The 14,740-nt window shown below is 70.9% G+C and carries 13 protein-coding genes, 2 tRNA genes and 1 pseudogene; 6 read left to right on the forward strand and 10 right to left on the reverse strand.

Annotated elements, in window-relative coordinates; genetic code table 11:
* Positions 1-19: 19 nt before the first annotated feature.
* Both tig and SY2F82_RS03290 read right to left on the reverse strand, forming a co-directional pair.
* Entirely contained in the window at positions 20-1,408 is a 1,389-nt protein-coding gene (gene tig / locus SY2F82_RS03285) for a trigger factor (protein WP_200417378.1), read from the reverse strand.
* Positions 1,409-1,615: 207 nt separating this feature from the next.
* Positions 1,616-1,692, reverse strand: a tRNA-Pro gene (locus SY2F82_RS03290).
* A 152-nt stretch (positions 1,693-1,844) separates the two neighbouring features.
* On the opposite strand from SY2F82_RS03290, the gene SY2F82_RS03295 reads away from it, so the two are divergent.
* Positions 1,845-1,915 (forward strand) — tRNA-Gly (locus SY2F82_RS03295).
* 124 nt (positions 1,916-2,039) lie between these two features.
* Here the strand turns inward: SY2F82_RS03295 and SY2F82_RS03300 are convergent.
* The 5 genes and pseudogenes from SY2F82_RS03300 to SY2F82_RS03320 all read right to left on the reverse strand — a co-directional run bounded on the left by SY2F82_RS03300 (position 2,040) and on the right by SY2F82_RS03320 (position 5,264).
* Positions 2,040-2,234, reverse strand: coding sequence for a hypothetical protein (locus tag SY2F82_RS03300; protein WP_200417379.1), 195 nt, complete (start codon positions 2,232-2,234; stop codon positions 2,040-2,042).
* 362 nt (positions 2,235-2,596) lie between these two features.
* Entirely contained in the window at positions 2,597-2,791 is a 195-nt protein-coding gene (locus SY2F82_RS03305) for a hypothetical protein (RefSeq protein WP_200417380.1), read from the reverse strand.
* A 414-nt stretch (positions 2,792-3,205) separates the two neighbouring features.
* A pseudogene (locus SY2F82_RS03310) lies at positions 3,206-3,435 on the reverse strand (DUF6177 family protein); the annotation flags it as partial.
* 98 nt (positions 3,436-3,533) lie between these two features.
* Positions 3,534-3,986 (reverse strand): HD domain-containing protein, encoded by a 453-nt coding sequence (locus tag SY2F82_RS03315; RefSeq protein ID WP_200417381.1) that lies wholly within the window; start codon positions 3,984-3,986, stop codon positions 3,534-3,536.
* Positions 3,987-4,085: 99 nt separating this feature from the next.
* Positions 4,086-5,264 carry a PP2C family protein-serine/threonine phosphatase gene (locus tag SY2F82_RS03320; RefSeq protein WP_200417382.1) on the reverse strand — a complete coding sequence of 393 codons (1,179 nt, stop codon included), beginning with the start codon at positions 5,262-5,264 and terminating at the stop codon, positions 4,086-4,088.
* A 149-nt stretch (positions 5,265-5,413) separates the two neighbouring features.
* Here SY2F82_RS03320 and SY2F82_RS03325 point away from each other — a divergent pair, with 149 nt between their 5' ends.
* Complete coding sequence (locus SY2F82_RS03325; RefSeq protein WP_200417383.1) at positions 5,414-6,643, forward strand: GNAT family N-acetyltransferase; 1,230 nt, start codon at positions 5,414-5,416, stop codon at positions 6,641-6,643.
* A gap of 41 nt (positions 6,644-6,684) precedes the next feature.
* Here SY2F82_RS03325 and SY2F82_RS03330 read toward each other — a convergent pair whose 3' ends face one another.
* Together SY2F82_RS03330 and SY2F82_RS03335 are read right to left on the reverse strand one after the other, a co-directional pair.
* The gene (locus SY2F82_RS03330; protein ID WP_200417384.1) at positions 6,685-7,494 is read right to left on the reverse strand and encodes an Fpg/Nei family DNA glycosylase; all 810 of its coding nucleotides are present in this window, start codon (positions 7,492-7,494) and stop codon (positions 6,685-6,687) included.
* An 85-nt stretch (positions 7,495-7,579) separates the two neighbouring features.
* Positions 7,580-8,065, reverse strand: a complete 486-nt coding sequence (locus SY2F82_RS03335; RefSeq protein ID WP_200417385.1) for a ribose-5-phosphate isomerase — start codon at positions 8,063-8,065, stop codon at positions 7,580-7,582.
* Positions 8,066-8,333: 268 nt separating this feature from the next.
* Between SY2F82_RS03335 and SY2F82_RS03340 the strand changes: the two genes are divergently transcribed.
* Together SY2F82_RS03340 and SY2F82_RS03345 are read left to right on the forward strand one after the other, a co-directional pair.
* On the forward strand, positions 8,334-9,803 hold the full coding sequence (locus SY2F82_RS03340) for an amino acid permease (RefSeq protein WP_200417386.1): 1,470 nt from the start codon (positions 8,334-8,336) through the stop codon (positions 9,801-9,803).
* Between the two features lie 62 nt (positions 9,804-9,865).
* A complete protein-coding gene (locus tag SY2F82_RS03345; protein WP_374707115.1) occupies positions 9,866-11,203 on the forward strand; it encodes an FAD-binding oxidoreductase in 1,338 nt (445 codons plus the stop codon).
* On the opposite strand, the gene SY2F82_RS03350 is transcribed toward SY2F82_RS03345, so the two are convergent.
* The gene (locus SY2F82_RS03350) at positions 11,190-11,771 is read right to left on the reverse strand and encodes a biotin transporter BioY (RefSeq protein WP_200417388.1); all 582 of its coding nucleotides are present in this window, start codon (positions 11,769-11,771) and stop codon (positions 11,190-11,192) included. The two genes, SY2F82_RS03345 and SY2F82_RS03350, sit on opposite strands and share 14 nt — an antisense overlap.
* 447 nt (positions 11,772-12,218) lie before the next feature.
* Here SY2F82_RS03350 and SY2F82_RS03355 point away from each other — a divergent pair, with 447 nt between their 5' ends.
* Both SY2F82_RS03355 and SY2F82_RS03360 read left to right on the forward strand, forming a co-directional pair.
* Positions 12,219-13,418, forward strand: coding sequence for an ROK family transcriptional regulator (locus SY2F82_RS03355; protein ID WP_200417389.1), 1,200 nt, complete (start codon positions 12,219-12,221; stop codon positions 13,416-13,418).
* A 250-nt stretch (positions 13,419-13,668) separates the two neighbouring features.
* A complete protein-coding gene (locus tag SY2F82_RS03360; RefSeq protein WP_200417390.1) occupies positions 13,669-14,736 on the forward strand; it encodes an ABC transporter substrate-binding protein in 1,068 nt (355 codons plus the stop codon).
* Positions 14,737-14,740 lie beyond the last annotated feature (4 nt).

The following is a 14,740-nucleotide window of genomic DNA, read 5'->3' on the forward strand; positions in this document are numbered from 1 at the left end:
GCTGCCGTAGCGAGGGAGGTTACGCCTCCGGCTTCTCCTCGGTGGCCTCGGCGGAGGCGTCCGTGGAGGCCTCGGCGGACTCCTCCTCCGACTCCTCCTCGTCGTCCAGGTCGACGATCTCGCCGTTGGTGTCCTTGACCGTCGCGGCCTCGACGACCAGCGCCAGGGCCTTGCCGCGGGCGACCTCGCCGACCAGCATCGGGACCTGGCCGCCCTCGACGACCGCCTGGGCGAACTGGTCGGGGGACATGCCGGAGGAGGCCGCGCGCCGCATGAGGTGCTCGGTGAGCTCCTCCTGGTTGACGTTGAGCTTCTCCTTGTTGACCAGCTCGTCCAGGACGAACTGGGTCTTGATGCCCTTGATCGCGGCCTCGCGCGTCTCGGTCTCGAACTCCTCGGCGGTCTTGCCCTGGATCTCCAGGTACCGGTCGAGGGTCAGACCCATCTGGCCGAGCTGGTGGTGCTCGAGGTTGTGCTTACGGGTGTTGATCTCGTCCTCGAGGAGCTTCTCGGGGACCGGGACCTCGACCAGCTCGAGGAGCTTGTCCAGGACGCGCTCCTGGGCCTGCGTGGCCTGGTCGTACTGCTTCATGTTCTCGAGGCGCTTGCGGCTGTCCGCCTTCAGCTCCTCCAGCGTGTCGAACTCGGACGCGAGCTGCGCGAACTCGTCGTCGAGCTCCGGCAGTTCCCGGGCGGCGACCTGGGTGACCTTGACCGTCACCTCGGCCTCCCTGCCGGCGGCCGAGCCGCCCTTCAGCTCGGAGGTGAAGGTGGCCTCCTCGCCTGCCGACAGGCCCTTCACGGCGTCGTCGATACCGTCCAGCAGCTCACCGGAGCCGATCGTGTACGAGACGTCCTTGGCGACGCCGTCCTCGAGGACCTCACCGTCGACCTTGGCCTCCAGGTCGATCGTGACCACGTCGCCGTCCTCGGCGGCGCGCTCGACCGGGGAGGTGGACGCGAAGCGGTCGCGCAGCTGCTGGACCGACTTCTCGACGTCCTCGTCGGTGACCTCGACGGCGTCGACCTCGACCTCGATGCCCGAGTAGTCCGGGATCTCGATGGTCGGGCGGACGTCGACCTCGGCGGTGAAGGACAGCAGCTCGTTGTCCTTCAGCTCCGTGATGTCGACCTCGGGCTGGCCCAGCGGGTTCAGCTCGGCCTCGTTGACCGCCTCGGTGTAGAGCTTGGGCAGCGCGTCGTTGACGGCCTCCTCCAGCACGGCGCCACGGCCGAACCGCTGGTCGATGACCCGGGCGGGGATCTTGCCCTTGCGGAAGCCCTTCACCGTGACCTGCTGGTTGATCTTCTTGTACGCCGCGTCGAGGCTGTCCTTGAGCTCCTCGAAGGGCACCTCGACAGTGAGCCGAACCCGGGTCGGGTTCAGGGTCTCCACGGCGCTCTTCACGGTTCGGTCTCCTTGTGGCTGACTTCTTGGGGTTCTGCCGAGCCTGCGCCACCCGGAGGGGCGGGCATGCCTTCGGCGGATTCGCGGGCCCCTGCCTGAGAGACATGGCAGTGCAGACACACGGGCGCGCAGCTTGCATAGTAACCGCAGGCACTGAGCGCCCCCAAAGGCGATCACCCGGATCGGCGCCGGGCCGTGCCGGGCCGGTGGTCGGGGTGGCGGGATTTGAACCCACGGCCTTCCGCTCCCAAAGCGGACGCGCTACCAAGCTGCGCCACACCCCGTCTGGTGCGACACGTAGGGTACATGCCCGGACCGGCTGAGTCGGCCGGTTTGTTCGCGGGCGTGTGCGAGCCCCGACGCGTTGGCCTACGAGGCGGGCGACCCGCTACGATGCCTTCTGTGCCGCGGTCGGTGACCCGCGGCGCATCGTGTTGCGGGCGTAGCTCAATGGTAGAGCCCTAGTCTTCCAAACTAGCTACGCGGGTTCGATTCCCGTCGCCCGCTCTGACGGCTCAGGGCCAGGTCGGAGAAGTGACCCTCCGACCTGGCCCTGATCGTTTCCGGGTCTGCCGAGTCCGGCGTGTCCCCCGTGCGCCGCTTCGGCTTGCGATCTTTTTCACCGACGCCGCTAGAACCGCCGAGCGAAGCGCGTGTAGGCGCGTGCCCGGCCGCGCACGCCGACCGCATGTCTCGTAGCCGCCGCTTCGATCCGCTGCGCTTGCGGACCCGCAACCGCGCGGCCCCGTTCACGGCGTACCAGCACGATCGTCAAGGCCGCCAGGACGAACCCGACCGCTGGCGCAGTCAGCACCAGGTAGACCATCGTCCCCCCTCCCCTCCCGCGCCCCGGCGCCGATCACCAGGGACTGCCGAGGAGCGTACCCATCGGCCATCGGTGGCTGAACAGAGAAGGCGCCGACAAGGTGCAAAGAGCAGGAGGCAGCCGTCCGTACCCCCTGCGTGCCCATGTGGGCGAGGTACTGCGACGCCGGGCAGCCGCCGGCCGTGACCATGGTCTTCTCGGCGTGGAACGGCGTGTCCGGGCGCGCCGGGCCCAGGGCGCGGGCCGGTCGGCGATCGGTGGCGCACTGCCGGTGCGGCCGTCGCCGAAGTCGCCCGGACCGGACCAGCCGACTCCGCAGAGGGCGAGCCGACCGGTGCCGGGCGTGGTCCCGTCCCCTCAGCTCAGAAGCGGATCGAGTTGATCGTGTCCGCTATCGAGTTCAGGAAGCGGTTTATGGACGGAGCCATGCCGGTGGAGGCCAGGAAGAAGCCGAAGAGCATCGCCACGATCGCCGGTCCGGCCTTGATCGAGCCCCCTCTGATCATCACCACCAGGATGATCGCCAACAGCAGCACCACTGACAGCGAAATCGCCACAACTGATCACACCCTCGGTCGGTCCGCTCTCCCGGCCCGGGGCGCCGTCCCCTGCACACCCCGCCAGAACCATCGTGCCACCAACCGGCCCGCCCTATGCGGCCGCTGAGGCATCGTCGACCACCTTGGCGGCAACTCGTCACAGAGAGGAGCGGTCAGCCATGGTCAACCCGGCTGCGGCGCAAGGAAATCGCACGGTACGCGTAGGGCCAATCGGCGCTGATCGTTTCCATGCCCGCACATCGTGTGCGCAGGTGATTCCACACCGACATCTCACCATCCGCCGCGAGGGCGCGCGGGAGTTGGGCGCGCCCGTGGTGGTCCGGGCCGGTGGTGCCGGCGCTGCCGGGCTGCTCGCCGGCGCTCAGCGCCTGCTGCTCCTCCTGGGCGCCGCGCCGGACCCTGTCCGGTCGGGGCTCCCTTCAGGTGCCGAATGAGCCGCTCGAAGTCCTGCGACCGCGACAGGTCCCCCGGGTCCCCGGCCACGGGTAGTACAGCGCCGGTCCCGTCCTCGGGCCCAGGGGGACCGGGGGCTCCCGCAGGGGTGTGCGGCGGGCCCTGTCGCCCGGCATGGCCCGCACCTCCTCCGCGCCCAGCACGAACGCGTACGGGACGCCCGGGCCCTCGAAGCGGGGCAGGACCGATCGCCCACAGCGGCGTACCGCCACCGACTCCGGCAGCTGGCTGTCGTAGTCCCGTGCCATGGAATTCGTCCTGTGTACTCGTCGTTGCCGGCGGACCGTCAATCACCGGCGGTGAGGCCGAGGTGGCGCCGCATGGTGGCGTACTTGCGGGTGAGCCGCTCCGCGGTGGGGGCGTCGAGGGCGGCGAGCCGCTGCGGATCCGCGTTGTGGGCGAGGTCGGCGGCCTTCACCAGACGGGCCCCGGGGGTGGCGAGGATGCGCCGCGCGTACGCCTGCGGGTCCTCGCCGGGCCGCTTGGTGACGGCCCGTACGACGGCCTTCGTCGTGGGGGACAAGGGGGCGGTGTCGAGCCACTCCTCGCTGAGGACACCGTCCTCCACGGAGTCGTGCAGCCAGGCGGCGGCGACGAGTTCGTCTCCCCCGCCGCGGGCGCGCACACCCTCGGCGACGGCCGCGAGGTGCTCGGCGTAGGGCCGTCCGGCCTTGTCCTTCTGCGCGGAGTGCGCGGCGCGGGCGACGGCCTCGACCTCGGCCGGTGTCATGAGCGACATGACAGCCTCCCCCTGATTCTGCTTCCGCAACATAGGGCATGGCCGAGCAGGGAGTACACCCCGCCGGCCACCGCGGGCGCGCCCCCGGACGCGCCCCCCTCAGCGCACCGCCTGCGCCGTCGCCGTCTCCCGGCAGATCAGGAGCAGCGCCCGGTCGTCGTTCACATCCTTCGCGACCGCCTCGATGAGGTGCCAGGCCGCGCCGCGGAAGCCGCCCGTGACATAGCGGTCGGCCTCGCCCATGAGGCGGTCCATGCCTTCCACGATGTCGCGGTCGGACGTCTCCACCAGGCCGTCCGTGAACAGCATCAGCACGTCGCCGGGCCGCAGCGTCCCCTTCACGGAGTCGAACTGGGCGCCGTCGTAGACGCCGAGGAGCGGTCCCTCGGCCGCCTTCTCCTCCCAGCGGCCGGTGCCCGCGCTGAGCTGCAGACCCGGCGGGTGTCCGGCGGAGTAGAGCTCGTAGTCGCCGGACTCCAGGTCCAGGACCAGGTGGATGGAGGTGGCGAACCCCTCGTCCCAGTCCTGGCGGAGGAGGTAGCCGTTCGCCGCGGGCAGGAACGCGTGCGGTGGGAGCGATCCCAGCAGTCCGCCGAACGCCCCGGACAGCAGCAGTGCGCGCGAACCGGCGTCCATGCCCTTGCCGGAGACGTCGGTGAGGACGACCTCCAGTGTGCGGCCCCCGTTGGTGCGGGCCGCCACCACGAAGTCGCCGGAGAAGGACTGCCCGCCTGCCGGTCTGAGCGCCATCTCGCGGTGCCAGCCCAGCGGCAGCTTCGGGAGCTTGCTCTGGACCCGGATGCGTTCCCGCAGGTCGAAGAGCATGGTCCCGCCGCGCCGCCACGGCACCCCGACCCGGCTGCGGAACTGCGCGATCAGCAGGCCGAAGAGGCCGCAGGCCGCGACCACGAGCACGGTGCCCGGAGTGACCCGGGACGGCCCCTCGGTGTAGGGGCCGAGTCTGACGGACTCGACGATCAGCGCGGTCGCGGCCGCGGCGTACAGGCCGAGCAGGCTGGAGGGGCGCAGCAGCAGGCCGCCGGCGACGATGGGGAGGACCAGGACGGCCGGTGAGCACCAGACGGGGTCGGCCAGGGTGACCGCCGCGATCAGCGGGATCGTCAGCAGCAGGCCGGCCAGCGCGACCCAGTCCGAGCCGTCCCCGCGGAAGTAGTCCACGGCGGATCGGCGCATGCCGGTGCGGGCCCGGTGCCACTGCTTCCTCAACCGGGCCGTGAACGTCTCGGCTTCCGCGCGCCGCTCTCGTCCTGTTGCCATTGTTCGGGACCCTATCCATCGGACCAGCCCCTTGGCACGGGAGGTCCCACTTGTCCCCCGTCCGAGCGCTGAACTTCACAGGAAGCGGCGCCCCGTAACGCGGGGGAAATTCCCTCGCTCGCCCCGCATTGCCCTGATAGGCATGGCACATGACGACGGACGTGCGGGTGCTGCGGCAGGACGAGTGGGACACGTGGTACGACAACCTGGTCCGGGCCTTCGGCGGCGCGGACCAAGCACCCGAAGAACGCGCATTGGATCGCGAACTCACCGAATTCGATCGATCCCTGGGCGTGTGGGACGGAACCACATGTGTGGGCACTGCGGGCGCGTTCAGCTTCCGTCTCACCGTCCCCGGCGGCGCCTCCGTCCCCGCGGCGGGCGTCACCATGGTGAGTGTGGCGGCCACGCACCGCCGCCGCGGGGTGCTGACCTCGATGATGCGCCGGCAGCTGGACGACGTCCGCTCCTGGGGGGAGCCGCTGGCGGTGCTGACCGCCTCAGAGCCCGCGATCTACGGCCGGTTCGGGTACGGCGCGGCGACGTTCCAGCTGGGCGCGGAGATCGACACGAGCCGCGTCGAGCTGTCCGTTCCGGCCGGCACGGATGACGTACGACTGCGGTACGCGGCCCCCGCCGACGTGCTCGACGCCTGCGAGGCGGTGTACGCACGGCTGGTGCCCGGCCGTCCCGGCATGCTGGAGCGGCGGCCCGGCTGGGAGCGGGCGGGGCTGCTGGACCCGGCGAGCGAGCGGGACGGGGCGTCCGCGCTGCAGTGCGTGGTCGCCGAGCGCGGGGGCGAGATCACGGGGTACGCCCGCTTCCGCACCAAGCTCGGCTGGGGGGTCGCCGGGCACGACGGGACGGTGACCCTGGTGGACCTGGCCGCGCTGGACCCGGCGACGGATGCGGCGCTGTGGCGCTTCCTGTTCGGCGTGGACCTGACGACGACGCTGGTCGTGCGCGCGCGGCCGGTCGACGACGCCTGGCAGCACCTGGTGTCCGACATCCGGCGGTGCCGGCCACGGCTGAGGGATGCCCTCCATCTGCGTCTCGTCGATGTCGGCGCGGCCCTGGAGGCACGGACGTACCAGGCGCCCGTGGACGTGGTGTTCGAGGTCGAGGACGCCTTCTGCCCCTGGAACGAGGGGCGCTGGCGGCTGACGGGCGACGCGAAGGGCGCCTCGTGTGCGCGCACGGCGGACGCGGCCGATCTCACCCTGTCGGTGCGGGAGTTGGGGTCCGCGTATCTGGGCGGGGTGTCGCTCACGTCGCTGGCCGCGGCCGGGCGGGTACGGGAGCTGCGGCAGGGGGCGCTGGCGGAGGCGTCCCTGGCGTTCGGCTCGGTGGTGGCGCCGTGGCTGCCGCACGGGTTCTAGGCCCCGGGGGGCGAAAGGCTCTGCGGGCTCCACGAAGGGCCCTATGACCTCTGGCAGCCGGGGCACCAGAACAGGTTGCGGGCGGCGAGAGAGGCGGTGCGGATCTCGCCGCCACAGAGGTGGCAGGGCAGGCCGGCCCTGCGGTACACGTACACCTCGCCGCCGTGGTCGTCGACGCGCGGCGGGCGGCCCATGGCCTCGGGGGTGTGTTCGGGCCGCACGGTGTCGATGCGGTTGGTGCGGACGCCCTCGCGCATCAGGGCGACGAGGTCGGCCCAGATGGCGTCCCACTCGGCGGGCGTGATGTCCTTGCCCGGCCGGTAGGGGTCGATGCCGTGCCGGAAGAGGACCTCGGCGCGGTAGACGTTGCCCACCCCCGCGATGACCTTCTGGTCCATGAGCAGGGCGGCGATGCTCGTCCGGCTGCGGCGGACCCGCCGGTGGGCGGTCTCCGGGTCGGCGTCGGCGCGCAGCGGGTCGGGGCCGAGGCGGCCGTGGACCGCGGTCTTCTCCTCGCCGGTGACCAGCGCGCAGGTGGTGGGGCCGCGCAGGTCGACGTACGCGGTGGGGTTCGCCAGACGCAGGCGGACCGTGTCGGTGGGCGGGGGCGCGGGGCCGTCGCCGAAGGTGACCTTGCCGAACAGGCCGAGGTGGATGTGCACCCAGTCGGCGCCGCGGAAGCCGAGGAAGAGGTGCTTGCCGTGGGCGTCGGCCGTGTGCAGCTCGGCCCCGTCGAGGAGGGCGGCGGCGTCGGCGAACTTGCCCTGGGGGCTGGTGACGGCGACCGCGCCGCCGGCGAACCGCGCCGCGTAGTCCCGGGCCAGACGGTGGATGGTGTGCCCCTCTGGCACGGCTTCCCTCAACCTTTCACAACAGCGGGGCGCGCCGGGGGCACTACCGCCCCCTGGCTCCGCCCTGCCCCTGACCTGCCGGTTCTCAGCCCTGCGGGTGGTGCGGGGGGATCGGCGGCAGCTCGCCCGTGGTCTCGTACGAGGACAGCATGCCGATGCGTCGCTCATGCCGCTCGTCGCCCGAGAACGGCGTGTTCAGGAACGTCTCGACGAACTTCGTCGCCTCTTCCACCGTGTGCATCCGGGCGCCCACGGCGACGACGTTCGCGTTGTTGTGCTGCCGGCCCAGGGAGGCCGTCTCCTCGCTCCAGGCGAGGGCCGCACGCACGCCCTTCACCTTGTTCGCGGCGATCTGCTCCCCGTTGCCGGAGCCGCCGATCACGATGCCGAGGGCGTCGGGGTCCGCGGCGGTGCGCTCCGCGGCGCGGAGGCAGAACGGCGGGTAGTCGTCCTGGGCGTCGTAGATGTGGGGCCCGCAGTCGACGGGCTCGTGCCCGGCGGCCTTGAGCCACTCGACGAGGTGGTTCTTCAGTTCGAAACCGGCATGGTCGGAGCCGAGGTACACGCGCATGGTCCGAGTGTGTCACGTCCGTCGCGGCTCGGCCTCGTGGGGTGACGGCCAGGAATAGGTGTGAGCTACACCATAGAACCTCAAGGAAACCTCAAGTAACAATCCGGATTCAAAGGTTCCCGAATTTGTTCGCCTCGGATTCACTGGACCGGCTCGTACACCGCTCGTACGAGCCCCCGCACTTCCGCTCGTACGGGGCAGAAGGTGTCCGTCCGTACGTGTGTCCCCTCTTGTTTCTCGTACACCCGGCGCAAAGGAATCACCCTTTATGACTTCGCAGCCGACCCCCACCCAGGCCGGAAACGCATCCGGCCGCCCCGGAGAACCCGGCGGCGGCCTTCAGGCAGGACTCAAGAACCGTCATCTGTCGATGATCGCCATCGGTGGCGTCATCGGTGCCGGCCTGTTCGTCGGATCCAGCTCCGGCATCGCCACCGCCGGCCCCGGCATCCTGCTCTCGTACGCTCTCGTCGGCACGCTCGTGGTGCTGGTGATGCGGATGCTGGGCGAGATGTCCGCCGCGAACCCCACCTCGGGCTCCTTCTCCGCGCACGCGGACCGGGCGCTCGGCCGCTGGGCCGGTTTCTCGATCGGCTGGCTGTACTGGTTCTTCTGGGTCGTCGTGCTCGCCGTGGAGGCCACCGCGGGCGCCAAGATCCTCTCCGGGTGGGTCCCGGCCGTGCCGCAGTGGGGCTGGGCGCTCATCGTCATGATCGTGCTGACCGCGACCAACCTGGTCTCCGTCGGCTCCTACGGTGAGTTCGAGTTCTGGTTCGCCGGGATCAAGGTCGTGGCGATCGGTGCGTTCATCGTCGTCGGCGCCCTCGCCGTCTTCGGGGTGCTGCCGGGCGTCCACAGCGACAAGGCGAGCCTGGGCAACCTCACCGGTCACGGCGGCTTCCTGCCCCACGGACCCGGCGCCATCCTCACCGGTGTGCTGCTGGTCGTGTTCTCCTTCATGGGCAGCGAGATCGCCACGCTGGCGGCCGGCGAGTCGGAGGACCCGCAGCGGGCGGTCACCAAGTCGACGAACAGCATCATCTGGCGTATCGCCGTCTTCTACCTGGGCTCGATCTTCGTGGTCGTCTCGCTGCTGCCGTGGAACGACCCGTCGATCAAGGACAAGGGCTCCTACGTCGCCGCCCTGGACTCCCTCGGCATCGCGCACGCCGGCCAGATCATGAACGTCATCGTGCTGACGTCGGTGCTGTCCTGTCTGAACTCCGGGCTCTACACGGCCTCCCGCATGGCCTTCTCGCTGGGCCAGCGGGGTGACGCGCCGAAGGCGTTCGCGCGGACCACGTCCCGTGGCGTGCCGATGGCCGCGATCGTCGCGTCCGTCGTCTTCGGCTTCGTCGCCGTCTTCTTCAACTACAAGTTCCCGGACTCGGTCTTCCTCTTCCTGGTCAACTCCAGTGGCGCGGTGGCCCTGTTCGTGTGGCTGGTCATCTGCTTCTCGCAGCTGCGGATGCGGAAGATCATCCAGCGCGAGGCGCCGGAGAAGCTGCTCGTCAAGATGTGGCTGTACCCGTACCTGACCTGGGCGACGGCCGCGCTGATCGTGTTCGTCCTCGGCTACATGCTGACCGACACCGAGCACGACGGACGTGAGACGGTGCTGCTGTCGCTGCTCGTCGCCGCCGTGGTGCTGGTGATCGCCGTGGTGAAGGAGCGGATCGCGGGCAACCGCCCGGCCGCCCCCGCCGAGGCACCGGCCGACAAGATCTCCGTCGGCTGATCCGACGCCCCTGGGAACATGGCCGCATAACTTGACGGAACCTGTCAGGTTATGCGGCCATCATGCGTCGCATGACCTACACGGACAACCGCGCAGACCTGACCCTGCTCCGCCCCGGCGACGCCGGCTACGACGACGAACTCGCCGGATTCCAGACCGGGTTCACCCAACGGCCCTCGGTGATCGCGGCCGTCCGGTCGACCGCGGACGTGGTGGCCGCCGTGCGGTACGCGGCCGCCGAAGACCTGCCGGTGGGCGTACAGGCCACCGGACACGGGCTGCCCGGGGGCTACGAGGGCGGGCTGCTCATCACGACCCGGCGGCTGGACGGGCTCACCGTGGATCCCGAGGCGCGTACGGTCCGCGTGCAGGCGGGGGTGCGCTGGGGGCAGGTCGTCGCGGCGGCCGAGCCGTACGGGCTGGCACCGCTCAACGGCTCGGCGCCCGGCGTGGGCGCGGTGTCGTACACCCTGGGCGGCGGACTCGGCATCCTCGCACGGCAGTTCGGGTACGCGGCCGACCATGTGCGGTGGCTGGAGGTCGTCACCGCCGACGGCGAACTCCGCCGTGTCACCCCGGAGTCCGACCCCGACCTGTACTGGGCGCTGCTGGGCGCGGGGCAGAACTTCGGCATCGTGACCGAGCTGGAGATCGGCCTCGTTCCGGTGCGGACGCTGTACGGCGGCTCGCTCGCCTTCGACGGGCGCGAGGTGGACCCCGCGGCCGTGCTGCGCGCGTACGAGGCGTGGACGCGGACCGTGCCGGACGGGGTGACCTCTTCCTTCGCCGCCGTACCGTACCCGGACCTGCCCGCGCTGCCGCCCCACCTGCGCGGCCGGTACCTCGTCTCGATCAGGGTCGCCCACACGGGCGCCGACGGCGAACGGCTCACGGCCCCGCTGCGGGAGATCGGGCCGGTGCTGTCGGACTCGCTGCGCGAGATGCCGTACGCCGAGAGCCACACCATCCACAGCGACCCGGACTTCCCGCACGCCTACTACGGCGACAGCGCGGTGCTGCGGGAGCTGGACGTCGAACGGGCCGGGGAACTGCTGAAGCGGACCGGGCCCGAGGCGGGCCAGATGTGTGTCGTGCAGATCAACCACCTGGGCGGGGCGCTGGCCCGGCCCGCACCGAACGCGGTGCCGTACCGCGAGGGGCGGTTCCTGGTGCGGCTGCTGACCGTGGGCGACCGTGAGCGGGCGCGGGCCGTACTGGACCCGGCGTTCGCCCTGCTGGCGGACGATCGCCTGGGCCGCTCGCTGAACTTCGCCTTCGGGGCCGGGGACCGGGGTGCCGGACTGTACGACCCGGAAACGCGGAAGAGGCTCGCCGGGCTGAAGGAGACTTACGACCCGGCGAACCTCTTCCGCAGGAACTACGGCGTCAGCGCTTGCTGACGAACTTCCAGGCGGTGGGCAGCGCGCCCATCGCCAGGGCGGCCTTGAGGGCGTCACCGATCAGGAACGGGGTGAGTCCGGCCGCGACCGCCTGGGGGAAGGAGAGGTGCGCCGCCAGGGCCAGGTAGGGGACGCCGACCGCGTAGATGATCGCCTCGCCGAGGATCATCGTGCCCGCCATGCGCAGCGGGGAGCGGTCGGCGCCTCGGCGGGCCAGGGCGCCCACGGCCGCCGAGGCGAGCAGCATGCCGATGACATAGCCGAAGGAGACGGCTCCCGCGCCGGAGGCGCCGCCCGCGAACCACGGCACGCCGGCCACACCGGCGAGCGCGTACAGGGCGAGGGAGAGGAAGCCGCGGCGGGCGCCGAGCGCGGTGCCGACGAGCAGCGCGGCGAAGGTCTGGCCGGTCACCGGCACCGGGGACCCGGGCACCGGGACCGACAGCTGGGCCGCGAGGCCGGTGAGCACGGCGCCGCCGATGACGAGGGCCGCGTCGCGGACGCGGGACGTCGGCAGCAGGTCGGCGAGGACCGTGCCGGGGCGGGCGAGGGTGGTGGCGGTGCTCATGGGGACTCCGCGGGGTGGTGTGGACACGTCGGGACAGCGTGACGCTATCCCAGCGCCCTTGGGCCGATCACCATCGGCGGTCGACAAAGGGTGGAACAGCGCGTTCGTGAACTTCGCACAAAGGGTGCTCCTTACACATGGTCAGGCGTGAGACCGGTCACTGAGATGAAGGCGTTCCACTCACGCTTTGGTGGCGACCGGGAACTGTAGGGTCCCGCCAAAGCCCCGAGGGGCTCGTCTCGCCCGTCGGTCGCCGTCTGGGCAGCGGTGGGCCGTTTTGCTAGCTTCGAGCGCATGGTTGCCCAGGCCCGGAACTTCACGTCGCGTCGCTATGTCGACCTGCGACGCCAGGGCACGGCCACCTGTCGCCGCCCGGTGTAGGGGCGGGCTCCGGCGCGCCTCGAGCCTTCCGAGACGTGTCGGCCCCGTTCCCGAGGACGGTTCTCCATGCCCCGTACCGCGGCATCCACTCTTGTCTCCCCCGTTCCCCGTGCCGCCGACAGCGACCGGCGGCGTACCAGCGCCAGCGTCGTACTGCGGTCCGTGCTGGAGCACGGGCCGGTGGCGCGCAGCACCGTCGCCCGGCTGACCGGGCTGTCGCCCGCGTCCGTGACCGAGCACTGCGCCCGGCTGACCGGGCTCGGGCTGATCCGTGAGGAGGCGGCCCCGCGCCGCTCGAACGGGGTGGGCCGGCCGCATGTGCCCGTCGATCTCGACACCGAGCGGTTCCTGGTCTGCGGGGTGCACGTGGCCGTGCCGTACACCACGGTCGCGCTGCTCGATCTGCGCGGGCGCGTCGTGGCGCAACGCGAGGTGAAGCACGAGCGGACGGACCCCGGCTGGGTGCTGGCCCGGGCCGCGGAGGGACTCGCGGCACTGCTCGCCGAGGCGCCCGGCCGCGGGCCGCTCGGGGTCGGCGTCGCGGTCGGCGGCTGGGTGGACCGGGAGACGGGCACCGTGGTCGAGCACGAGCTGCTGGGCTGGCGCGAGGTGCCGGTGCGGGAGCTGCTCGAGGCCCGTACCGGGCTGCCGGTCCATGTGGACGGGCACGCGCGCGCGTTGGTCAACGGGGAGCGGCTGTTCGGGCGGGCCCGGGGCAGCCGCAGCGTGCTGCACCTGTTCGTGGGCAACGTGGTCGATGCGGCCTTCGCCACCAACGACGAGGTGCACCACGGGCCCCGCTCCCAGGCGGGGGCGATCGCCCACCTTCCGGTGCCGGGCGGCACCGAGCCGTGCGCGTGCGGCCGTACCGGCTGCCTTCAAGTGGAGCTGAGCGAGCGGACGTTGTGCCGACGAGCCCGGGCGGCCGGGGTGATCGACGGGGTGAACCCGATGCACGTGGTGACCGCGGCGGCGGCCGGGGACGCGGTGGCGCGGCGGCTGCTGAGGGAACGGGCCCGGACGACCGGGTGGGCGGCCGGGCTGCTGCTGGACGTCCTGAACCCGGAGACGGTCGTGGTGACCGAGGTGGGTGTCATGCACTTCGAGGACTGCTTGCACGCACTGCGGGAAGCGGCCGGAATACGCCGGGCGGCGGCCGTCGTGCCGACCAGTTTCCCGGATTCCGTGCTTGCGGTAGCGGGCGGCTCCGTGGTTCTCGACGTGCTGTTCCGGGACCCGCTGGGCGCGTCACCTGAGGCTATTTAATTCAGAAACTCGGAATGTTGACAGGGGTCGTCCATGGCCGGGAACATCCTGCTCATGAACCCGCTCACGAGCTGTCGCACCCTCTGTTGCTGACACATTGCCGCGCATGAAGCGCGTGTTTCCGTCTGCGTGAGTTCACTTCTTCCGGCACCCTTCCCGTCCGGGATTCCCCACTTCCGGCATGCGGCCCGCCCGGAATTCCTCCTGCCTTTGTGCTCTGTTCCGCTCCGTGCATCCAGGGAGTCCTCCCATGCCTTCTCCATCTGTTTCCGGTCTCGACCGCCGCCTGTTTCTCACCTCTCTGCTCGGCGCGTCCGCCGCCGTCGCCGGGCTCAGCGGCTGCGCGGGCGGCAGTGCCGCCGCCGACACCTCGGGCGCCGCCACCAAGCCGCTCGCCGACAAGGTCCCGGCCGGCACCAGCCTGAAGATCGCCTCGTACCAGAACCAGCAGCAGCTGCAGTTCAAGCTGGCGAGGCTGCCCAAGCTGCCGTTCACAGTGTCGAGTTGGGCGAACATCGGGGCCGGCCCCGATGTGATCAACGCGTTCCGCGCCAAGTCCCTCGACCTCGCCAACAACGCGGGCATCCCGCCGATCCAGGCGCACTACCAGGGCTTCGCCGCGAAGATCGTGGCGATCGACATCACCCGCAAGCCCAACTACCTCTTCGCCACCAAACCCGGCAGCGACATCCGCACGGTCGAGGACTTCAAGGGCAAGAGGCTGGCCTTCTCCCAGGGCCAGGCGCAGGGCGTCGTACTGCTGCGGGCGCTGAAGAAGGCGGGCCTGAAGTACGACGACGTGAAGCTGGTCCCACTGACCAGCAACCAGTTCCTCACCGCGCTGCAGTCCGGGCAGGTGGACGTGGCCCCGCTCGGCAACAACCAGGCACCCGCCTATCTGAAGCAGTACGGGCCCAAGGGCGCCCACACCATCACCACCGACGTGGTCGACCTGCTGAACCTGCTGTGGGCGCCGCAGTCCGTGCTCAACGACCCGGCCAAGGCCGCCGCGATCGCCGCGTACATCCCCCAGTGGGCCCGGGGCCAGGTGTGGCAGTACGAGCACCCCGACGTCTGGGACGAGGAGTTCTACGTCAAGACGCAGAACCTGACCCTTGAGCAGGCCGAGTCCATCACCGCGCTCGCCAACAAGCCGCTGTTCCCGCCCGTTTGGGACGAGGCGATCAAGTGGGAGCAGGAGACCGCCGATCTGCTCGCCGAGGGCGGCTTCGTGAAGAAGTTCGACGTCTCCTCGCTCTTCGACCACCGCTTCGAGTCCATCGCCGCCAGGGCCGTGCCGGCGGAGTACCGGAGGTGAGCGC

It is taken from the genome of Streptomyces sp. Y2F8-2, from assembly GCF_014905555.1.
GTDB classification, from domain to species: Bacteria; Actinomycetota; Actinomycetes; order Streptomycetales; family Streptomycetaceae; genus Streptomyces; species Streptomyces cynarae.